This window comes from Mycoavidus sp. HKI (assembly GCF_020023735.2).
In the GTDB taxonomy this organism is placed as follows: Bacteria; Pseudomonadota; Gammaproteobacteria; order Burkholderiales; family Burkholderiaceae; genus Mycoavidus.
Genome location: NZ_CP076444.2, coordinates 1560298 through 1583212 on the forward strand (window position 1 = coordinate 1560298; position 22915 = coordinate 1583212).

Here is a 22915-nt window from a genome sequence, read left to right on the forward strand (position 1 = left end):
AGACGAAAGGTTGACGCAACTGCGCGCCTAAACACTCACAGTTGGCCACGATAGTGATAACTAGCGTATTTGCATAATCTCGCCACACGCCCAATGCGGGTTGGCTGGGCCAGCACTCGGTAGAGCCACTCTAAACCTAAGGATTGCCACACTTTGGGAGCTCGTTTAACCGTACCGCTAAAGACATCGAAGGTGCCACCGACCCCCATATACAATGCATTTGGATAAATTTGCTGGCAGCAGCGCATAAAGAGTTCTTGTTTAGGCGAACCCAGAGCAACCGTGACCAGCGCGGCACCACTCTCTTGAATCGCTTGAAACAGTGCTGAGCGCTCTTCCTCTTTAAAGTAGCCACTATGGCTACCCACAATCTTAACGCCCCAAGCGGTAATCAGCTTCTGCTCTACTTTGGCTAACACCTCGGGCTTACCGCCTACGAGAAATACCGGTATGCGTCGCAAGCCAGCGCTTCTCATCAAAGCTTGCCACAAATCGACACCAGCGATGCGCTGCAAACAGGATGCTGCAGCATACTTTCGCTTAATCGAACGAACGATGCTAATGCCATCGGCATATTTGTATTCAGCAGATTCAATCAACTCGCTGAGGAGCGGATTTTGTTCCGCTAAAATTATTTTTTCAGCGTTAATCGCAACTAGCATACCCGTTTTCAATGCACCATCGGCCAGCAGGTAATCGACAAATTGAGCTTGCTCCTGAAAACCCCAAATGCCAATGCCGCGAATATCATATTTTGGAATAGCACTCATCAAACTCCCCCGATTTTTTTCTGCCTGTGCCGGCCAGCTATCAATAAACGGTACAACAATTTGGCCAATAGCAGGCATGAGCCAAAGACCAAACAATAGAATCCTAGGCGCGAAACGAAGGCATCTAATCCTTCCCTGACCAAAATAATAATGTGAAATAATAGGCCAAAGCAAAAAGCCTGCATCGTAGCGCTCGTATAGCGATTCTGCGCATATCTGGCCGCGCGATATAAGCCATCAAGCCCTCTAATAATCAGGCCGACCACCATCGCCCCCAGCACAAAAGACCACCCCCCCCCCATAATCAGAAGCGATCCAATCAGGGTGGGTGAAATTGCTACAGCAAAGTATTGCCGTATCTGCCAAGTAAAATAATTGGCCGTATTCAGCACTAGGTTCGGACGTTCAGGCCATAACCATTGAGGAATATAGACATAGAAATCGCGAACAATCGGCGCTAACCCCTGGAAATCGATTTCACGATACTTCTCTAATAACAGCGCCAGACTTTCCCAAGGCGAAAAAGTGTCGCGCGTTAGGTAAAGCAGCGTCTCTATCCGCTCCGCACCCTGAACATTTAGCCCGTAACGCTGTAACGCCAGCCACGTCATCACGCCAATCGCGGCCACCCCAGCAAACAGCAGTGTTCTAAGCCGGATATGATGATCGGCAATACCAATAAATAAAAACAAGGCGAATGACAAAGCGATATTGGCGCGTGTGCCCCCAACAGCAAAATAACTGAGTACGCCAAAGCTAATGGTTGCGACAAGAAACATTAGCCAAGATTTAACGCTCGGCCGCAGGAAATAAAGCACCAGCATAGCGGGTATAAAAAAATAGAAAAGGCGCTTAAAGGGAAGTAAAAAAAGGTCTTTAGAAAAGAGGCGTTGACCATAGCTACGCGAGCTAAAAAATAGCCAGCCATTATTTAGAATGAAGATAACCAACGCCACTACAGCAAGCAACGTCAGAAGCACCCACAGCAAATGCGTTTCTTCACGCTTCATGGTGAACAAGGATGACCCTGAACGCCAAAACGGTGGCAGCTTAACTTTGTAGGTGGCGTAGTAAAAAATATAAAAACCCGCCGGCAACAGCAATGCATAAGCTAGATAATTCGGTGGTGAGATAGGTAAACCAAAATGCAGCACTAGCCAACAAGAGAACGGAAAACCAAGATAAAAAGTGGATAGATAAGCCAGCGAAAAGCATAGATTAAAACTAAATCCAACTAAGCGGAATTCACGATAGGCAAGCGCCAGCACAAATGAACCTGCTGCCAACCAGAGCATTAAAAGAATCAGGAAATTAGCAAGCGTCATCGAGAGTCTCTCCATTGGTAATCGCCAACGCGCGTTGCCAGCCTGTGATGTAATTAGGATTGAAAAAAGCAATCTGGGTCTGATCTAATTGAGCCATTCGGTGCTGGGTTTCACGCACAATCTCAGGGCTCAAGTCATCGCCATGAAATAACACCGGTACGCGCTGCTCAGCAAGGTCTTGCTGGAAAGGGTTTTGCCGGCTGATAACAAATGGAATACAGAGTTGGATCAACAAGCATAGGGTGCCAACCCCCTGCTGCCGATTAAACAGGAAATAGCCCAAATCACATTGCATTAAGAGCTTTCTGTACTCGTTAAAATCAATTACTTTATTGATGAACTCGACCTGCTCCGGCGCGAATAATTTTTCAGCTTCCGCGCGAATCTCATTGCCATATAAGTCGTTGCCCAATGGATAGCCAAAAGGCAGCAGGATACGCACCTGCTTGCCAAATTGCTGGTAAATCGCCCGCAATCCTTCAATATGACGATTCGAGCGATCGCCAGAGTTGCCCAGCAAAATCGTCAGCCGCTGCGTTGCAGGTTTCGGCAAACGAGGGAGATTTTGCGCCGGTGGCATACGGGTCGGAAAATAAAGCAGCGTAATAGGAACGTGCGGATAGCGCTGCTGATAATAAGCCAGGTCTCCGCGGGTAGCAAACACCCGCCCAACACGCCCTTGTACGCAGCGCCTTAACACATAAAACAGCTTAAATCGAAATCCAGCTGAATCTTCATAAAGATCTGCCCCCCAAATATGCCAACTCACTTGTGCTGCGCGAATGCGGCCAGTCAGGAGCAGGAGCCAAATACCTAGATTAAACTGACCATGAAAAAAGAAGCGCTGCTCGCTGCATTTTTTTGCCAGCACGGCCACGGCCTTCGCCAGCGCTCGTTTATCCGGTAATACTCTGACCTGCAATGCGGGGTAATTGCCCAATTGCGCCGGCGCTCGAGCAACCACCCAAAAACATAATGGCATTTGAGAGTGCGGCAACTCTGGTGCGAGTATGTCATTAAAAAAGCTCAGCACCGTCCGATTGTGGTGCTCAATATCGGAACCCAAAATATGGATGACAGACACTCACTCTCCCCTTTTGCAATAGATAAAAAATATGTATACACATAAAGCAAAATAAACCGCATACGTCGCCGCGTAAGCCTGTACAGTCCCAAGCGCACCGCCAATTGGAATCAACCAGTGCGAAAGTAACAAGAGCAAACTAAACTGGAGCGTTTCTGCTAATACATAAAAACGTAAGGAGGCTTTCACAATGATTAAATAACCGAACACATAAGCACCTACCTTGAACACATCACCGCTCAGCTGCCATGCAAAAAGATCGCGCATCGGCCTAAACTCAGCGGAGAACAATAATCCAATCACCACATCGCGCAATAGCCACACACTTAAACTCAAGCCTAGCGCCAGCGGTAACAAAAAGCGTTGCGCACGGCGAATCTCATACGCCAAATCTGGTTTGGTTTTGAGCCTAGCAAGGGTTGGCAGCAAATACACGGTAATAGGTGCTGTAATCAACTGTAGATAAGCATCCGAGATTTTGCTCATGCCCTGCCAAATGCCCACCTCCTGCCAACTATAATGCGTCGCCAGCTGCTGCCTTATCATGACGTAAGCAATCGGTAGCGTGAGCGAAGTGATAAGCGCCATCGCGGTAAATTTGAACAGACCACGAGCTAGCGTGCCATCCCATGTGAGCTTTAACCCATGCCACGGTATGATCTTGCGTTTAAGCAACGCTATCGCTGCCGGCAAGATCAACAACGCCGGCATCAACGCTAAGCCGATGAGCGCTCCCGCATAGCCACCTAGACGGCAAGCCAGCCAATATGCCCCCAGACCTAACAGACTGCCACTCATGACCGATAGCGCGGCGCCCTTCGCATCGCACCGGCCTTTTAAAATGGCCAAAAACAAATTAGCAAAGGCAATACCAAATTGAATAAAGCCCACGACTCGCAGCACACCCTGCAAATCTTCGCGACCAAACAATAATCGACTTAGAGGGGCCGCAGCCACTATCAGCACGAGCGCCAGTAACCCGGAAGAGCCAAGCACGATAAGTGCAGAGGTGCCAAAAAAACGGTGCAAGCGGACTGCATCAAACTGAAATTCAGCAACGTATTTGGTCACCCCATTGTAAATACCCGCGCCAGATAACACGCCTAACACCGTGATCAGCGTCATAAAATTTCCGGCGCAGCCTACCCCCTCTGGGCCAAAGGCAAGTGCTAACAATTTGATGAGCAGGAGTCCCACTGCCAATTTGATCAGGATGGCAGCCGTAGACCAGACCGAGGCTCGTGCTAAAGATAATTTAGGCAAGCTCACTCACATTTGCATTGCTGAGTTCAACTCTATGATTTAACTGCACCCCGTCTCTCCCCTGATTAGAATTTTCTATAGTTGTAGTCTCTACAAACTTAGTCGATATGACTGCCGCCCCACTTACAACCTAAACTTTCCAACCTAGTCTTTAGGGATGTTATTCTAGCGTAGGATTATGCGAGAAAAAAAATCCGCTGTTTAAACAGCATCATTTGTTCAGTCTATCTCCGCACGGATGATGGCTGCAAATCAAAGGCCGACAATCGATGAAAAAAATATTAACTGTTTTTGGCACACGCCCGGAAGCCATCAAAATGGCCCCGGTTGTGCGTGCTCTTAGCAAACATACTCAATTTGAAGCTAAAGTGTGCGTTACCGCACAACACCGGCAGATGCTTGATCAAGTATTGAATCTTTTCAATATCAAGCCCGATTTCGATCTAAATATCATGCAGCCAGGGCAGAATCTCTTCTCCATCACAGCCAACATCTTAGAAAGCTTCAAACCTGTGCTAATGGAATACCAACCTGATTTTGTTCTGGTCCATGGCGATACTGCAACGACCTTTGCCGCCTCGCTAACGGCTTATTACTTGAAAATTCCGGTCGCGCATGTCGAGGCGGGTTTGCGCACCGGCAACTTGTATTCACCCTGGCCAGAAGAAGCCAATCGTAGATTAACCGGCACCCTGGCACATTTACATTTCGCCCCTACAGCGCAATCACGCGACAATCTTCTGAAAGAAAATATCGCCGCTGAGCGTATCGTGGTAACCGGAAATACCGTGATTGATGCGCTCTTAGAGGTTAAACAAAAAATCGCCAGCAACCCTCAACTGGCCACTAGCCTTGTCAAACAATTCCCCCAGCTCAATAGCACACGACGGCTGGTTCTCATTACCGGACATCGCAGAGAGAATTTCGGCGATGGCTTCGAACGTATTTGTACAGCCATCGCAACCCTTTCCAAACGCTACCCCAAGGTCGATTTCGTTTATCCGGTTCATCTTAATCCGCATGTGCAAGAACCCGTCCAACGCACCCTCAAAGGAATCAGCAACATTCACCTGATTGAGCCACTGGACTATTTGCCGTTCGTCTACCTGATGATGCGCTCAACGCTGATCCTCACCGACTCGGGAGGCGTGCAAGAAGAAGCCTCATCGCTTGGCAAGCCGGTCTTGCTCATGCGAGAAAATACAGAGCGCCCCGAAGCATTAGAGGCCGGTCTCGTACGTCTGGTCAGTACGGATATCGACACCTTGTGCCAACAGGTTAGTCTGCTGCTTGATGACCTAACCGAATATAACCAGATAACGTCGCACGCGCATAACTTATATGGAGATGGCAAAGCATCTGAGCGCATCGTGCAAACGTTAGCTGCCTACCAAGCATAATTAGACACGGGCCAAACACGGTGGGCAATGCACTCGACCCACATCATAAATTGATCAAGGGTTGGCAAATTTTTTGATTAAAAAATTTCTATGAAACAGACGAATTTTAAGAAAATATGTGTAGTCGGTCTTGGCTACATCGGCCTACCTACTGCCGCGATACTGGCTTCCCGGAAAGTCAAAGTAGCCGGCGTCGATATCAACTCCCACACGGTCGACACGATTAATGCGGGAAAGATTCATATTGTTGAACCAGAGCTTGACATCATCGTGCGCGCAGTGGTGCAAGAAGGCTATTTAAAAGCTTCAACTCAACCTGAAACAGCCGATGCATTTATCATCGCCGTGCCAACCCCTAGTAAAGAGGATCATCAACCTGATCTAAGTTATGTGCGCGCAGCAGCCGAATCAATCGCTCCGGTACTCAAGCCAGGTGATCTGGTGATATTGGAGTCGACCTCCCCCGTGGGAACCACCGATCAGATGACCGCCTGGCTCAAAATAGCTCGACCCGATTTAGCCTTTCCTACTACTCATCAAGAAAACGAAATACCTGATGTCAATATCGCGTATTGCCCTGAGCGCGTGCTACCCGGCCAAGTCATACGCGAACTGGTTCACAACGATCGCATTATCGGCGGCATAACAACCCGCTGCACCGAGCGCGCGCAAGCCTTATATCGTGTCTTTGTTACAGGAAAATTGCTGAGCACCAACGCCCGCACAGCAGAAATGGTGAAGCTGACGGAAAACGCTTTCCGTGATGTCAATATCGCATTCGCAAATGAACTTTCGCTGATTTGCGACCAACTCAGCATTAATGTATGGGAGTTGATTAAACTCGCCAATCATCATCCCCGGGTGAATATACTACAGCCAGGTCCGGGCGTCGGCGGCCATTGCATTGCGGTTGACCCTTGGTTTATCGTCAGTCGCTCACCTGAGCAGGCAAAACTCATTCGAACCGCCCGACAAATCAATGACCATAAGCCAGAATGGGTGATTAACAAAGTTAACGAAGCGATTGATCAATGTCTGGCAAGTGGTCAACGCGCAGCCCGCCAAGAAGTTGTCGTTGCCTTACTGGGATTAGCGTTTAAGCCTAATATTGATGATTTTCGAGAAAGTCCGGCAGCTCATATTGCAAAAAAACTACTCGCTACTTCAGAGGCGCGCTTTATTGTGGTTGAACCTTTTATTGACCAGTTGCCGGCCGATTTGGCCCACGCCCACTTGGCAGATTTAGAGCCGGCGCTAGCCGCAGCCGATGTCATCGCCGTCTTAGTCAAGCATGATTGTTTCAAAGCAATGATCAAACTGCTTAAACATCCTGCGCGACTAGTCGATGCTGTAGGGATCTTAGAAGACGCTGAGCATCTTCAATAGCTTCTTTAGCAGTCATCAAGGAGAGTGTTTCATTCCGGGGGCTGAAGCTTCTCAAACGCGTGTGCAAGTAGGCTATTTGTGCCCATCCCCCAAAAATGTAAAGTTAACCTCAGTTCGGGATAAGGAAAGCTAGAGAGCAGAGAAAAATATTTGATTGAAAGCAAGCGAGCGCTAAGCATTTCTAGGAGAATTTAAGTTTTGCGACCAGAACCCTCTCAGAAAGGACAAAGCGCTCATGGACAATCTTACCGAACTTTATTGCTTGATGGATGATTTTTGCAAAGAATTTGAACCCGAGCTTAACAAAAAACTGCTATCGAGCGGAAAGCGACAACGCCTACGTGCTACGAGTTTGTCTTTGGCAGAACTGATGACGCTCGTTGTTCTTTTTCATCAAATTCGCTATCGGCAATTTAAGTCCTTCTACTTGAATCATGTTTGCCAACATCTGCGTGAAGCCTTTCCGAATCTGCCTTCGTATAATCGCTGTATTGAGTTGCTACCGCGCTGTAACCTTGCTTTGGCCGCTCTGTTTGAAACCCTCAAAGGCCAATGCACAGGAATCTCTATTGTGGATTCCACACCTATTGCAGTCTGCGACAATCTACGTATTAGCCGTCACCGTGTATTTGATGGCTTAGCCGCTCGAGGTAAAAGTTCCACAGGGTGGTTCTTTGGCTTCAAGCTGCACGCGGTGATTAATCACCAAGGTGAACTGCTTGGGCTGAGGTTCACGCCGGGTAATATCGATGACCGTAAGCCCGTGCCTGATCTCGTGCACTCGTTGTTTGGCAAGCTTTATGCCGACAAAGGCTATATCTCAAGGAAACTGGCCCAATCCTTGGAGGATCTTGGCGTTGCGCTTGTTACCAAGGTTCGACGCAATATGAAGCCTATTGTTCACACCCCTTTTGATCAGGCTTTATTTCGCCTCCGATCGCTTGTCGAAACCGTCTTTGATGAATTGAAAAACCTATGCCAGATCGAGCATACTCGCCATCGCTCTCCTATTAACTTTGCTGTTAATCTACTCAGCGGAATCATCGCTTATTGCCTTATGCCCAACAAGCCTAAATTGCCTTTGCAGCACTTCTACCAGGAAGCGCTTAACCCGAACTGACGTTAAAGTTAGCCAAAAAATCTCCCTAAAGAGATGATTGTCACGCGAGTGATCCTTCATCTCCCTCTTCAAGTGCTTTGCCCCAATATCCCGGATCAGCGTATCGTGCCGCCAGTGCATCCATATCTACGACGGATGCCTCAGCTGTGAATTCGATCTTCCCAAAGAGCTTTCCATGTAAGACCCAACACTCATGTCACTTGCCGTCATTTCGATGACAGCAAACAATGAATGACGACACTGGCAAAGTACCGATATACTCCCTGTGCGGGCCGGAGCAGCGGGTCAAGAGGGGGGCATTACCTGCTAGCCATTATGCTCCTAGCGCACTTAGGTCCAGTAAAAAACTGCCAAAACAAAGCATCGGTGCGGACTGGCTCAAATGAGTACTGCACTGCAATACCTAACAGTAAAAAATAACAGGAAAGCACTATGTTGGCCAGACCCTTGCACTCAACACCTACGACCTCTGCCAGTCTAGCGCTTGCTCAAACCTATTTAGATGCGGGTCGACATCACAAGGCGGCTGAGAACCTGGATGTCGCTTTTATCTTGTATGACCAGGCAAAAGTAACCTTTAGACAGGCTGCGGATGCATACCAGGTAACTCCCCTCTTATCCCAATTAAAGAGTGCCCTTGCCAATGCCCAGACATCGCAAACCCCCGAAGAAAAGGCCTTGCGGGAACGCATCGCTGAGGTCTATTTTGAGCGCGCCGAACTGCTGGAAAAATTAGGCAAACCCGCTAAAGCGCAGGCAAGTTATAAAAAAGCGCAAGCCTGGGGCTATGAGGAGACTAAGTCGGCCACTACTATGCCGGTCATGTCGCTGTTTACGAGCAGCGCGCCAGCTGTGACTCAGACGGCCATATCTGCTGCCTCCCTGTCTGCCCAGCAAAAAAGCGCGCTGGTGGATTACCTGTTTGAAAAGGCGCTGTTAACTCTGAGCGCTTTAGAGGTATCCAATAAACCTAGCCTGTTTCTGGTCTATGCGCACGACAATTTCGCACACGGCAAAGCTGAGGCCAGTACATCTAAATATTTAATCAATAAGCTATCCAAAATTCAAGTCAATCTGTATTCCGATCAAACGCCGATGGGAAAAAAATATTCCGACTCGCCAGAAGCTCTGAAAAAGGATGGCAAGCTCGAAGATATTTTAACCAATCAGCTGTGTTTGTTGCCCACCCAACTAAGAGACGACGTGAAACCGGTCAATAAGGTCGTCGTCTGTTGTTCTGAGGTATTGGGAAGCTATCTAAAATGGCCGGACTATGATCGCTTTTATCAGGAACTTCGAGCCGCCTATCTGAAAGATCGTGAGCAACCGGCCAATGCAGAAATCCCCGAAATCCGTGAGGTGGTCAGAAAATTTTCACAAGAGGAAAACTATAAAGCAGAGTTCCATCATGTATTGACGGAAATGGCCTTTTTGCAAATCCGGGCAGAGTATCTGAAAGATCACGGCATTATCCCGGTTTCGTTAACCCAAGGGAGCTATGATCAATGCCTGGCGAAATTTATTTCAGCGACGATCGTTCGGATGGAGGACTGCCTGCGCTTTGAGGCGCAAGCCCAAACAGGGCGAGAAGTGTATTCTAATCAAAGTCGGCAGGGCGTGCTGTTTAAGCTGATTGAACGGCTGTTAGTAAGCAGCGATGAGGCTAAAACGTTTCTGGACAAGTTTTGGGATGGACATGGCAATTTTATTGCCCGTTTAAAAAAAGAGCTGCCGCTTGGTCACCTTGAGTTTGCCCAGTTAATAGATGGCATCTTTGACGACATCCGCACCGCGTTGCATAGTCAGCTGGCCTCCACCGTGCAGCAACAGCACCACCAGTTATGGGTGCTGAATGCCGACCCGCGGACTACGCTAGAGGCGCAATATTTCGCTGCGCTCAAGCAAGATGAAGCGTTTAAAGAAACCCAGCAGCTGTATATTGAACCGCGTGGCAAAGCGAGTTTAGATGGGAAGGCGGAGACGTTTGACCTTTTATCCAAAGTTAAAGCGCTTATCAAAGATAAACACGTGGTGCTGTTGACGGGGGACTCGGGGGCGGGCAAATCCACCTTGAATCGCGTCTTAGAAAAGCACTTATGGGAGAATAAAAAAGCACATGATGCGATACCGCTGTTTATTTCTTTGCCGAGTATTGACAAGCCTGAGCACGATCTGATTGGCAAAGCGTTAAAGAAAAGAGGGCTGTCAGAATTTCAGATTCAGAAATTAAAGCAAGAAAAACAAAAGTTCGTCTTTATTCTGGACGGCTATGATGAGATTCGGCAGACCCGGAACCTGTATCTGAGCAATCACATCAACCAGCCTGACGGCTGGCAGGGCCCCATGATCACCAGCTGTCGCAGTGAATATCTGGGCTGGGACTATCAAAGCCGTTTTCAACCGAATCCGCCTCGGCAGGGTGAAGACCCGTCCTTTCAAGAAGTGGTGATCGCGCCGTTTTCAGAAAAAGAGCGCAAGCAGTATTTAGAAAAATATGTGCAGCACAACTCAATGGGCTGGGCGGTGCAACAATATCAAGAAGCCCTCGCACAACCGCATTTAAAAGATTTAGCTAGCAACCCCTTTTTGCTGCGCGTGGTGCTAGAAGCATTACCGTATCTGGAAAACGAGGGGAAAGTGCGAACTGCCATCCAGTTACGCATAGACCTGTACGACCAGTTCGTCAAACAATGGTTCGAGCGCAACCAGCGACGCTTAAGCACACAAAATTTAGCTGAGACCAAAAGAGAGATCTTTAGAGAGTGGTCCGATGATGGCTTTACCGAGCACGGTATTGAATTAGTGCGAGACTTAGCAGTGCATCTGTATACAGAGAATGCTGGTAATCCGGTTATCGAGTATTCATTGCGCAAAGACAAGGGGAGTTGGAAAGACACCTTTTTTGGCAAGGAAGAAGAAAAGCAACTGCTGCGAGAAGCTTGGCCCCTGATTCGAAACGGTAATCAATATCGCTTTATCCATAAATCACTGCTGGAATATTGTGTGGCACGCTCGCTCTTCGATTCGTTCGATGCGTGCCTAGCGCCTAAAACTCGTCCCCGTCGTGGTAGCGACGCTTCCGTCTATAGTTTTGAAGACCAATCTGTTTTGCCTTCCCAACGGCGGCAAGACTTATCGTTAGCCCCTAAGCATTGGGTTGGCGATCTGGGCGTGGTGGGATGGTTGACTGAGCGCGTTCAGCAAGAGCCTTCATTTAAGGATCAGCTCTCAGCGATTATCGAGCGCTCCAAAACCGACAAAGCGGTGCGCCAAACTGCGGCCAATGCTATGACGGTCTTGGTCAGAGCGGGGATACGGTTTAACGGAGACGATTTAAAAGGGATTCGGATCCCAGGAGCGGATTTAAGCCATGGCGTATTCGATTCTGTGCAGTTGCAAGAGGCGGATTTAAGAAAAGCCAAACTGCACCAGATATGGCTGCGTCAGGCCAATTTAAGTGGTGCACAGATGGCAGGGGTGCAGTTTGGCGAATGGCCTTATCTCGCAGAAGAGAGCCCGGTGTATTCCTGCGTGTATTCTCCGGATGGAAAAGCTTGCGCCGTAGGTCTTAGGAACGGTCGGATCAGCGTATATGAGACCTCAGATTGGAAAAAGATTTTGACCTTAAGCGGCCATACGGGTTCGGTTAGGAGCATCACGTACTCGCCGCAAGGGGATCAACTCGCATCAGGCAGCTATGATAAGACAGTGCGTCTATGGGATGCCAAAACGGGCGCGTTGCTTCACAAATTAAGCGACCATGTAGATTGGGTTACTGGCGTCGCGTATTCACCGCAAGGGAATCAGCTTGCCTCGGGCAGCTATGACCAGACCATACGTCTGTGGGATATCAAAACTGGCAAGTTGCTTCGCACATTAAGCGGCCATATCGATGATGTTACTGGCGTCGCGTATTCACCACAAGGGGATCAACTCGCCTCGGTCGGTAGGGACAATACCGTGCGATTGTGGGTTGTCAAAACGGGCAATTGTCTGCGCACCTTAATCGGGCATACAGATCTCGTTTGGAGTGTTGTGTATTCGCCTCTAGGAGATCAGCTCGCCTCAAGCGGTAGAGACGGCACCATTCGACTGTGGGATGCCAAAACAGGCGTATTGCATCACACCTTAAATGGCCATATGGGTGGGGTTACTAGCGTCGTGTATTCGCCGCAAGGAGATCAACTCGCATCAGGCAGTAGAGACAATACCGTGCGACTGTGGGATGCCAAAACGGGCGTACTGTGTCACACCATAAAGGGCCATATAGATGCGGTTCAAAACGTCGCATACTCACCGCAAGGAGATCAACTCGCATCAGGCAGCCATGATAGGACAGTGCGTCTATGGGATGTCAAAACAGGCGCGTTGCTTCACAACTTAAGTAGTCATACAAATGTGATTCAAAGCGCCGCGTACTCGCTACAAGAGGATCAACTCGCCTTGGGCAGTCACGACCATACTGTACGTCTGTGGGATGTCAAAACGGGGGATTGTTTGAGCACCTTACGTGGCCATAAGAGTGAGGTAGCTAGTGTTGCGTATTCACCGCAAGGGGATCAGCTTGCCTCGGGCAGCTATGACCAGACCATACGTCTGTGGGATATCAAAAAGGGCAAATTGCTTCACACATTAACCGGCCATATCGATGAAATTACTAGTGTCGCGTATTCACCACAAGGGGATCAGCTCGCCTCGGGCAGTTTGGACAATACCGTGCGTTTTTGGGATGTCAAAGCAGGCACTCCAATTTTCGCCTTAAAGAGTCGTATGGGTGGAGTTACTAGCGTCGTGTATTCGCCGCAAGGGGATCAGCTCGCCTTGGGCAATTTAGACAATACCGTGCGTCTGTGGGGGCTTGAAAAAGGCGATAATCTGCGTACCTTAAGCGGCCATAAGGCTTCTGTTTGGAGTGTCGCGTATTCACCGCAAGGGGATCAGCTTGCATCAGGCAGTTACGACTTTACCGTGCGACTGTGGAATGTCAAAACAGGCACTTGTCTGTGTATCTTAGACGGCCATACAGATTGGGTTAAGAGTGTTGCGTATTCACCGCAAGGGGATCAGCTTGCCTCGGGTGGTTTGGACGGTACTGTGCAACTGTGGGATGTCAAAGCGGAACAGAATAAGAGTGTGAACGTGATTCGCGGTTTTGGCGGTGCAGTCACAAGCATTGCCTGGAAAGAAAAGTCTAACAGCAACTATTTAGTAACTTGCAGCGAAGATAGAGCTGTTCGCCAGTGGGAGGTGAAGAAAGAGGGGGAAGAGCATAAGGTGATTTTGCGCTGGAGTTCAGCGCATGAGGTCCTTACGGTGACAGGTGCTGTAATCGAAGGGGTAGGAGGGTTGAACGGAATCAATGAGCAGTTGCTAAGGCAGCGCGGGGCAGTGGGTGAACCATTTTCACCTCCCACGCAGGAGCGCCCTTCTAAAGCGGAGCTTTCCCCTATACTGGAGGAGCTCCCTTCCAGACCGGAGCTTCCCCCTAGGCCGGAGCTTTCCCCTAGACTGAGGCCCGATGCCACGTCGACCCCTGCCAGATGGGCCGTCGGCGCTGGACCCCACAGATACTACCCCTATTCCTCGGGCAATTGATGGTTTTCATTTTGGTAGGCTGACCCTTCAGCAGTTTGAGTAATTGGGCCGACTCCTCTTTATGAACATAATGGGCTGGGCGAATCGGTCGCTGGCCCAGGGAAAACCGGGGACCCGACGCAGACGACTCGCCGTTCAAGGAGGCGGCTTAGAAACGTCAGCCCCCAGTTTGGATCACTCTCCATCAATAGAGAGCGTTCCCTCAATGCGGACTCTAGTACTGAATGGCGGTGCGACCGCATTAAACTGGCCTTCCTCGATACGCCCTGTCTCAAGCAAAAATGAAGGCGGGGTAAAAGCGGCTGGAGCCAGTAAAATTTTGCCGCGAACAAAATGGACCTGAGTGGCTTGATAGTGATTCACCCCATCCACTAACTGAATATGCGCTACGTTTGCATGCGCTACGATGCTGCGGTAAGGTCCTAAACGCCAATGGATAAGGCGATCATTGCCAACGCGAGACAATAGAGCGCCTTGATTGGCGGTATTTGACAAGACGGCATTACCGGCTAGGGTGAAGTGCTGCTCAGCGGTACCGGTTAAACATAGGGCAACATTTTCAATGCGGCACGCATCTAGTGTAATGTTATGCGCCGCGATCCACAGAGAAGCGCTTGCTCGATTGCCCTCAAAAGTGCAATGATTGAAGAAAATAGCACTGTGAGCATGCACAGAATTTCTTTCGACTGGTGGCAAGTGCGTTTGGCAATACTGTCCGAGAGGATCCTCTGGGCTGCTGGTTAAATCATGCCGGCTATCCAGCCTGAAACTACAGCCATTGAAGGTATTCGACCGGCAAGATAAAGCCGTACGCTGAACCAAGGTCAGCTCACTAGCCACCGTGCAGCCTCGCAGTTGAACCCCATCCGCATTAAGTCGCATAATGCCGGTATTGGACCGGCCAGCCACGTGCAACACATGGACATCATCCAATGTTAGGTCAGTGACTTTCTCATTGGCAATAAAAAGTGTACAGGTATGGTTGCGTACCGTAATGCGTTTGGCTGAAGCCCCCCACTGCTTGCCTGAATTAGCAAAAGATATCGCGCCCGCATTCCCTGAATAGACTAGGTCATGCTCATATTGTCCGTGCGTCACAAAGGCGCCATCATGATCACCGTTGCTATGACAATTTTCTACGGTGCAATATGCACTCGAAACAAAATCATTCAGATGCCGAGCATTGGCAGAACTGCACTCCAAAATATGTCCGTAAAGACAATGGATATGCTGGGTTAAGTAGCCAGCGCCACCATGCTTTATGTTGACCGGATTGGTTAATGAGCACCGTTCAGTGCGAAAGAATGCGCACCAGCGCCTGATAATGACGCTCCAGAAAGTTGCCTTTGCATGAATTGCCGATACATTACAGGACACTGCATATTCAAACGCAATAGGGTGAGAGCCGGTATTTGGAGTCGTGCCATGCCCGATAAAGCGCATATTGCTAATATGGACCTGTTCAATAACACTCACCTGCGTCCAACGGATCTGCCGCCCTGCGAACAAAGGCCAACCATTTTTATAATTAACCCGAACCTGCTTTGCATCAATAATGTGTGTAATTTGGACTAATTTTTGCAGCTCTTTTGCTAAAGGCTCGCCCGGTGCGTCAGACTCAAGCTGATACCACTGCCCAACAGAAAACGTGCTTGCATCGCTAACCGGAAAAATATCAGTCTGTTCCGGCAATACTGCATTCAGGGTAACAGTATCCGTATTGGCAGCAGGCTTACCACTAAAGAACAGCACCGCGGCCAAAGCGTTAATCTGTTTCGCGCCAACCGGCTCTATCCCGAGCGTAGTTACCTTTTGACCTCCAAAATCCAGCGTGAGGTTGCTACGATAAAAATGGTGGCGGCGAACAAAATTGAGTGGCGTATGCGCCTCGATACGATGAATCGTAGGATCATTCACCATCGCTGCCAGCGCATTATCTGCGTTCATCTCCGCATTAAAAACACCAAATTGCCTAAAATCGGCAACTCCTTCATGCAGTTGAAGCCAGCGACCTTTAGCCTGACTCACAGCAGCAATAACCGTGCCACCGTTAATCATACGTTCAGAAGATGCATCCCAATAAACCAGCATCCCTCCGCCATCGCCAGCACTGTAATAGCCTAATGTGATGACCACCGTACCGTCCCCCGGCTGCGTAAGACCTAATTCGATCAAAGCGGCAACTGACGCAACCGGTTTGATCGCATTTGCCGAGATAGTTGATTTTAAAGGCGCCAGAGCGAATCCACCGGCGGCCATGCCTAGAGCTGTGCTTAAAAAATAACGGCGCGTCATAAGTAACCTCTCCTCTCCCTTAAAACGAATCATATTCTAAAAAATTGATTTTTTATCCAGTTTCCCCTATAAGTGGAAATGAGTAAAAAATAGAATCCGTGGGTCTTCTGCATAATGAATCTGATTAAAGAAGAGTTCCTTTAAATGTGTTGTAGCTAGAAAAATATTGACTATGCTTAATTTCACGCTCAGCTTTACTGTCTCAACCCTGGTCATTTTTTTGATTGTGCGTTATCAGCATTTGCATGAACATTTATCGGCTGACCACAACCTGTCCGGCCCACAAAAAATCCATCAGCAACCCGTACCACGTATCGGCGGCATTGCGATCCTCGCCGGCCTCACCGTAGCCGCCGGTCAGCTTTACCTCAACGATCCGCGCCTTTCGTTGAGCATATTATCCCTCGCCGCCTGCGGACTGCCGACTTTTTTAGCAGGCCTCACTGAAGACTTAACTAAACGCGTAACGCCATTCATTCGCCTCAGCTGTACGATAGTTGCTGCCGGCCTGGCCTATTTCTTGCTTGACCTTTATGTGACACGCACCGGCATCGCCCTGCTTGACTCAGTCATTGCTTATCCGGCTATCGGCTGCTTCTTTACCCTACTTGTGATAGCAGGCCTCGCCAACGCGATTAATTACATCGACGGCACTAATGGCTTAGCTGCAATGATTACGTTTTTGATGTCTGCATCGCTTGCCTACGTTGCACACCAAGTCTCTGACACGGCCATACTTTCGGCATCACTGATTATGATGGGAGCCATTCTCGGTTTTTTTATTTGGAATTTTCCGACTGGACGGATTTTTATGGGCGATGGTGGCGCTTATTTCATTGGCTTTATGTTAGGTGAATTATCTATTTTATTGGTTATGCAACATCCTGAGGTTTCTGCTTGGTATCCCGCCTTAATGCTACTTTACCCAATTTTTGAAGTATGTTTCTCAATCTATCGTAGACGCTTCTTACACGGCACCCCAGTCACCTTAGCAGATGATCGGCATTTACATACGTTGATTTACAAACGGCTCATGCGTCCAACGGCGAACGTACAAGATACGCGCACGCTGACCCAGTGTAATGCACTGACGGCACCTTATCTTTGGCTGTTATATTTGATTGCGGTGGTGCCTGCGACGCTCTTTTGGCAGCATACCGCCGTGCTAGTTTGCTTCGCTATAGTGTTTATCGTAGCTTACGTCTGGCTTTATGCCAGTATTGTGCGGTTTAAGACACCATGGTGGCTATTGTTTGGGCGACATCGCACACGCATGCAAGCCAGCAAACGCTCCCACTGATGATGAGCCTACGCTAGCAGCCAGCTTAAAGGCATTGACCCGTAGCAGGTGCTGTTCAGCCCGTCACGCCCACACAGCACTTCGCTCAGAAAATTTTACTGAGATACGGTAAGAACTCCATGAACCTTGCAATTACCCACAAATTTTCGCGTTTAAAATCTGTTAACAAAAATCTAATTGTCTGTTTTAACTAAGCGTGAAACTGGCTCACCCACTGCCCCGCGCTGTTGTAACAGTCTTTTATTCACCTGGCTTAGACCTTGTACCCCTTTTAACAGCATCTCCGTCACCATCAGTACTTCATGCCCCGAGCTCCAACTCAGTTTTACTTGATAGCCCTCTTGTTTTCTTTTCACTTCCCACTGACGTACTGATTTATCTTCGCTGCCACTCGCTAAATAGAGCACGTTGTTCGTCGCTTTCCAGGCAATGCTATAAACGGCCCTATTAAAACCTTGAAGCACTCTGAGGCACTGACCCGAAGTGGCGTTCCACAGTCGCACCGTCTTGTCTTCACTGCCTGAGGCAATCAGCTCTCCGTTCGGAGAATATGCCACGCTATATACCCAGTTTTTATGTCCTTCCAAAGTGTGGAGTAGCGCTCCATTTTGCGCGCTCCACAGCCGCACTGTCTTGTCATCGCCTGCAGAAGCTACCCGCTTTCCATTGGGTGAGTATGTCACGTTCCTAACATAATCTTGATGTCCTTCCAAAGTGTAGCGTAGCGCTCCATCTCGCGTATCCCACAATCGCACGGTTTTATCCCAGCTGCCAGAAGCAATTTGCTTCCCGCTTGGCGAGTACGCTACGCTCCAAACATAATTTTGGTGCCCTTCCAAAATGTTGAGTAGCGCCCCTTTTCGCGTGTCCCACAACCTGACAGTCTTGTCCTCGCTGCCAGAAGCAATCTTATCTTTGTTAGGTGAATACGCTACGCTTGTCACATAATCTTGATGCCCTTTCAAGGTATAGAGCAGTGTTCCGTCTTGAGCGTTCCACAGCCTCACAGTGTTATCCTCACTACCAGAAGCAACCTGCTCTGCATTGGGCGAATACGCTATGCTTCTAACTTTATTTTGATGCTCTTGGAGAGTTCGCAGCAACGTACCGCTGCACGCATCCCACAACCTAACAGTCTTGTCTCCACTGCCGGAAGCAAACAGATCGTTGTTAGGTGAATACGCTACGCTTGTCACATGATCTTGATGTTCTGCTGGAGCATGAGGCTTGCTCAGTGTTCCACCTCTTATATCCCACAGTCGTACAGTCTTATCATCACTGCCTGAGGCAATCTGCTCTCCACTTGGCGAGTACACTACGCTCTTAACAGAGGATTGATGTCCCTCCAAAGAGTAGAGCTGCGTTCCGCTTCTCACCTCCCAAAGCCGTACAGTGCCATCAGAACTGCCGGAGACGATCTTTTCTGCATTGGGCGAATACGTCACGCTTCTAATAGAGGATTGATGTCCTTTGAGGGTATGGAGTAACGTACCACTGCGCGCGTTCCACAGCCGTACGGTCTTATCTTGGCTGCCTGATGCAATCTGCTCTGCGTGGGGTGAATAAGCTACGCTCCAAACAGCATCTTGATGTCCTTCCAAAATGTGAAGCAGTGCTCCGCGTTGCGTGTTCCACACCCGCACGGTCTTGTCCTTACTGCCTGATGCAATCCACTCCGCATTCGGTGAATAAGCTACGCTCAAAACATTATGTTGATGTCCCTCCAACGTGTTGAGTAGTTTTCCACTTCGGGCATTCCACAGTCGCACGGTAGTGTCCTCAGCGCCAGAGGCGATCTGCTCTCCGTTTGGTGAATACACTACACTTCTAACAAAATCTTGATGTCCTTTCAAAGTATGGATTAGCATTCCATTCTGTGCGTTCCACACCCGCACGGTCTTGTCAGAACCACCAGAGGCGATCTGCGCTGTGCTTGGAGAATAAGCAACGCTATTAACAGAATATTGATGCCCTTTTAAGATATGAGTTCTTGCCCAGCTTGAGGTGTCGTATACGCTAATCTGACTATTCTCAAGGCCCATTACACAGGCCCCCCCATCTGGCGAATAAACGCAAGACGTTACCTGGCTCTTTTCCTCAAGCGTTGGCCACTCACCAAACCGCACCCCTTCCATTTTGGCTCCGCTTAAATTGGCTCGGCGTAACCAAATTTTGCGGAAGATGACTTTCCTTAAATCCGCCCCTTGCAGCTGCGCTGAATCAAATACCCCTTCACTCAGATCTGCCCCAGGAATCTGAATGCCTTTCAGATCGACCCCATTAAATTGCACACCCGCCCTAACCAAGATCGTAATCGCGTTGGCCGCGGCTTGACGTACTGTTTTATCTGCTTTAGAGAGTTCAATAATGTCGAAGAGTTGTTGCTTAAAGGTAGACTCTTGCGCAACACGCTCGGTCAACAAGCTAACCACCCCCAGATCGTTGCACCAATGTTTAGGTGCTAAAAGTAATGTTGGCTGCACCGAGCGAGATGGCACAGAATTGAGATCAAAACTGTAGGCGGATGCATTGCTTCCTCGGCGGGAACGGCTACCTACCGACACGCAAGCATCAAATGAATCGAACAGCGCACGCGCTACCAGATATTCCAACAACGATTTATGGATAAACCGATATTGGTTACCGTTTCGCGATAGCGGCCAGGCTTCTCGCAACAGTTGCTTTTCTTCGTCCCGGCCAAAAAAGGCTTCCTTCCAACTCCCCTTGTCTTTGTGTGACGAATACTCGACAACGGGATTACCCGCCTGCTCTATATAAAGATTTGTCGCCAAATCTTGTGCCAATGCAATACCGTGCTCAGCAAAGCCTTCGTCGCATAACACTATAAAAATTTCTCTTTTACTTTCCGCTAAATCTTTTGCACTTAAACGTTGCTCGTTACGCTCAAACCATTGTCTGACAAACTGACCATAGAGATCTAAGCGTAATTGGATAGCCGTGCGCGCTTTCTTCTGATTGACCAAATAAGGCAGTGCCTCGAGTATCACACGTAGCAAAAATGGATTTTGGGTTAAGTCATTGACATGGGGTTGTTCAAGCGCGTCTTGATATTGCTGCGCGGTCCAACTCATTGCGTGAAGCGTCGCATATTTTTCAAGATATGCATTACGTTCTTCGATTGAAAAAGGCTCAATCGCCACTTCTTCGAAGAACGCATCTTTTTCCTGTAAAAGTGGATTGGGTTGAAAACGGCTTTGGTAGTGTTGGCCTAAATATTCAGTACGACAACTGATCACCATTTGCCCTAACCAGCTATCGGGCTGGTTAATCTGATTGCTCAAATACAAGTTTTGCGTCTGCCGGATTTCATCGTAGCCATCCAGGATAAAGATGAACTTTTGCTTTTCTTTTTTTATCTTTTGAATTTGTAACTCGGATAGACCTCGTCTTTTGAGGATTTTAACAATTAGATCTTGTTCGGGTTTATCAATGCTCGGCAACGCAATAAAAAGCGGAATTGGATCACCTTCGTTTCTTTCTTCCCATAGCTGTTTTTCAAGTAGGCGGTTAAAAGTCGATTTGCCGGCTCCAGAATCTCCCGTTAGTAGCAACACTTGTTTATCGCTTTGTAAAAATGCCTGCACCTGGTCTAAGAGAGAAACGGTTTCGTTAGCTGCTTTGCCTCTGGGTTCCACATAAAGCTGCTGGGTTTCTGCGAAGGTCTTATCTTGCTTAAGCGCAGCGTCGTACTGAGCTTTTAGCGTTACTTTAGGATCCACATTCAGCACCTGCCATTGTCGGTGTTGCTGCTGCACCGTAAAGGCCAATTGACTATGCAACGCTGTTCTGATGCCATCAAAAATCCCATCCAATAGCCTCGCCAACTCAAGCTCACCCAGCCTGGACTCTCCATTTAATCGCGAGATACATGCGCTATAGCCTTGCCAAAACTTGTTCAGAAAGGTTCTCGCTTCATCACTACCCACTAACAACCGCTCAATCAGCTTGAACAGGACCCAGTGTCGGCTTTGATTCTCATACACGACTTTGTCTGCTTGGGTTGGGTTCTCAAAACGCGGTATATCTTCCATCCGAACCGCCGTGGCTGGAATAAAATGCTCTAGGCATGCCTGATAGCTATTCGGCGTTAACGCGACAGGGATAATCCCATGCTGATCTTGCAGCTGCTCTTTGCGAATTTGAAGAAAAGCGATTTCCGTCAACACATGATGAAAGCCATCTCGATACGCAGGCTCGAGAGAAAATTTTTTGACTACCTCACGGATAGCAACGGCTGAACTTTTCGATGAGTCCCCCGCTTTGCGATACGCTTCTCGATCTTGGAAATAAGCACCCCGCAGTTCCTGGTAGAACGTCGTATAGTCGGCCCATTTTAAGTAACTGCCTAATACCTCAGAACAACAAACCACGACCTTATCGACTGGCGTCACATCCCCTCGCAGTGGCGTGGGCAATAAACAGAGTTGATTGGTAACAATATCTTCAAGCTTACCGTCTTCTTTCAACTCTTCTAGTGAGCTGGAATACGGCTCCCCTTTGGGTGCTTGGTCAGAATACAGATTAACTCGGATCTGGGATAATTTATCGATTAAATATTTAGACGTACTGGCCTCAGCCTTGCCGTGAGCAGGATTGTCATGCGCATAAACGAGAAACAAGCTGGGCTTATTCGATACCTCTAACGAGCCAAGCGTCGCCAACGCCTTCTCAAAGAGATAATCCACCAGCACATTTTTTTCTTGGGCTGACGAGGCCACCTGCAGTTGCTGAACAGGTATTTCAGTAGAGGTTGCCGCTCGGGCTAGAACGCGACGGGCTGGTTTAGATGCCGCAGGCCCGACAGATTCAGGCTCACTGCCCAGATAACCCCATGCTTTGGCTTTTTGGTAACTCGCTTGTGCTTTGCCAACCTGGTTTAATTTTTCTAGCAGTTGAGCACGCTCGAAATACACTGCGGCAAGGCGTTGGCGTAATGCCTCGTCTTCGGCTGTTTTTGGTGTCTGAGCTTGGATGACAGCATTTTTTACTTCAGATAAGGAAGGCGTTAGCTGGTGTGCTTTTGCAATATGTTTAAAGGCAACTTTGGCCTGGTCATAAAAAAATAAGGCCATCCCAAAATTCTGCGTTTCTTTGCACAGATTCGCTTGATATAGCGCATTTTGCGCTGAAGCCTGCATTTGATTGATCATTGGGGCGGGAGAAACAGCACGACCTAACATGGTTCATTTTCCTTATTCAGGGTCTATTCAACTGCAACGAACGGGAAGCAACACGAATCTACTTCAGTCGAAGTGCTGTTGCAATGGAATTTTAACCCCCTGCACAATATCAGTTAGGGTGCCTTTATCCCTATCGAATTTGGCTACTGCCGCATGCTGTTCTGGCCAGAATCCCA

The 22915-nt window shown here is 48.6% G+C and carries 11 protein-coding genes; 5 read left to right on the plus strand and 6 right to left on the minus strand.

What is annotated here, in order from left to right; translation table 11 throughout:
• Positions 1–35: 35 nt before the first annotated feature.
• The 4 genes from wecG to wzxE are packed head-to-tail and all read right to left on the minus strand — an operon-like array spanning position 36 to position 4442.
• On the minus strand, positions 36–770 hold the full coding sequence (wecG, locus tag KMZ15_RS06160) for a lipopolysaccharide N-acetylmannosaminouronosyltransferase (RefSeq protein WP_223691673.1): 735 nt from the start codon (positions 768–770) through the stop codon (positions 36–38).
• Positions 770–2095: an ECA oligosaccharide polymerase gene (wzyE, locus tag KMZ15_RS06165; protein ID WP_223691675.1), complete on the minus strand. Its 1326-nt coding sequence runs from the start codon at positions 2093–2095 to the stop codon at positions 770–772. The genes wecG and wzyE overlap by 1 nt, the downstream gene beginning before the upstream one ends.
• The gene (locus KMZ15_RS06170) at positions 2082–3179 is read right to left on the minus strand and encodes a TDP-N-acetylfucosamine:lipid II N-acetylfucosaminyltransferase (protein ID WP_223691677.1); all 1098 of its coding nucleotides are present in this window, start codon (positions 3177–3179) and stop codon (positions 2082–2084) included. The genes wzyE and KMZ15_RS06170 overlap by 14 nt, the downstream gene beginning before the upstream one ends.
• Positions 3180–4442, minus strand: coding sequence for a lipid III flippase WzxE (gene wzxE / locus KMZ15_RS06175; protein ID WP_223691679.1), 1263 nt, complete (start codon positions 4440–4442; stop codon positions 3180–3182). It abuts the gene before it with no gap.
• A 269-nt stretch (positions 4443–4711) separates the two neighbouring features.
• Here wzxE and wecB point away from each other — a divergent pair, with 269 nt between their 5' ends.
• The 4 genes from wecB to KMZ15_RS06195 all read left to right on the plus strand — a co-directional run bounded on the left by wecB (position 4712) and on the right by KMZ15_RS06195 (position 13943).
• Complete coding sequence (wecB, locus tag KMZ15_RS06180; protein WP_223691681.1) at positions 4712–5842, plus strand: non-hydrolyzing UDP-N-acetylglucosamine 2-epimerase; 1131 nt, start codon at positions 4712–4714, stop codon at positions 5840–5842.
• Positions 5843–5932: 90 nt separating this feature from the next.
• On the plus strand, positions 5933–7228 hold the full coding sequence (gene wecC, locus KMZ15_RS06185; protein ID WP_223691683.1) for a UDP-N-acetyl-D-mannosamine dehydrogenase: 1296 nt from the start codon (positions 5933–5935) through the stop codon (positions 7226–7228).
• Between the two features lie 235 nt (positions 7229–7463).
• Positions 7464–8348, plus strand: a complete 885-nt coding sequence (locus tag KMZ15_RS06190) for an IS982 family transposase (protein WP_223691685.1) — start codon at positions 7464–7466, stop codon at positions 8346–8348.
• Between the two features lie 432 nt (positions 8349–8780).
• The gene (locus tag KMZ15_RS06195) at positions 8781–13943 is read left to right on the plus strand and encodes an NACHT domain-containing protein (protein WP_223691687.1); all 5163 of its coding nucleotides are present in this window, start codon (positions 8781–8783) and stop codon (positions 13941–13943) included.
• A gap of 174 nt (positions 13944–14117) precedes the next feature.
• On the opposite strand, the gene KMZ15_RS06200 is transcribed toward KMZ15_RS06195, so the two are convergent.
• A complete protein-coding gene (locus tag KMZ15_RS06200) occupies positions 14118–16238 on the minus strand; it encodes a hypothetical protein (protein ID WP_223691690.1) in 2121 nt (706 codons plus the stop codon).
• Between the two features lie 172 nt (positions 16239–16410).
• On the opposite strand from KMZ15_RS06200, the gene KMZ15_RS06205 reads away from it, so the two are divergent.
• On the plus strand, positions 16411–17538 hold the full coding sequence (locus KMZ15_RS06205; RefSeq protein WP_223691692.1) for a glycosyltransferase: 1128 nt from the start codon (positions 16411–16413) through the stop codon (positions 17536–17538).
• Between the two features lie 173 nt (positions 17539–17711).
• Here KMZ15_RS06205 and KMZ15_RS06210 read toward each other — a convergent pair whose 3' ends face one another.
• Positions 17712–22739: an NACHT domain-containing protein gene (locus tag KMZ15_RS06210; protein WP_223691693.1), complete on the minus strand. Its 5028-nt coding sequence runs from the start codon at positions 22737–22739 to the stop codon at positions 17712–17714.
• Positions 22740–22915 lie beyond the last annotated feature (176 nt).

Coding starts and splice junctions, on each gene's coding strand:
- KMZ15_RS06190 (WP_223691685.1), top strand. CDS start 7,464: ATGGACAATCTTACCGAACTTTATTGCTTGATGGATGATTTTTGCAAA.
- wecC (WP_223691683.1), top strand. CDS start 5,933: ATGAAACAGACGAATTTTAAGAAAATATGTGTAGTCGGTCTTGGCTAC.
- KMZ15_RS06195 (WP_223691687.1), top strand. CDS start 8,781: ATGTTGGCCAGACCCTTGCACTCAACACCTACGACCTCTGCCAGTCTA.
- KMZ15_RS06205 (WP_223691692.1), top strand. CDS start 16,411: ATGCTTAATTTCACGCTCAGCTTTACTGTCTCAACCCTGGTCATTTTT.
- KMZ15_RS06210 (WP_223691693.1), bottom strand. CDS start 22,739: ATGTTAGGTCGTGCTGTTTCTCCCGCCCCAATGATCAATCAAATGCAG.
- wecG (WP_223691673.1), bottom strand. CDS start 770: ATGAGTGCTATTCCAAAATATGATATTCGCGGCATTGGCATTTGGGGT.
- wecB (WP_223691681.1), top strand. CDS start 4,712: ATGAAAAAAATATTAACTGTTTTTGGCACACGCCCGGAAGCCATCAAA.
- wzyE (WP_223691675.1), bottom strand. CDS start 2,095: ATGACGCTTGCTAATTTCCTGATTCTTTTAATGCTCTGGTTGGCAGCA.
- KMZ15_RS06200 (WP_223691690.1), bottom strand. CDS start 16,238: ATGACGCGCCGTTATTTTTTAAGCACAGCTCTAGGCATGGCCGCCGGT.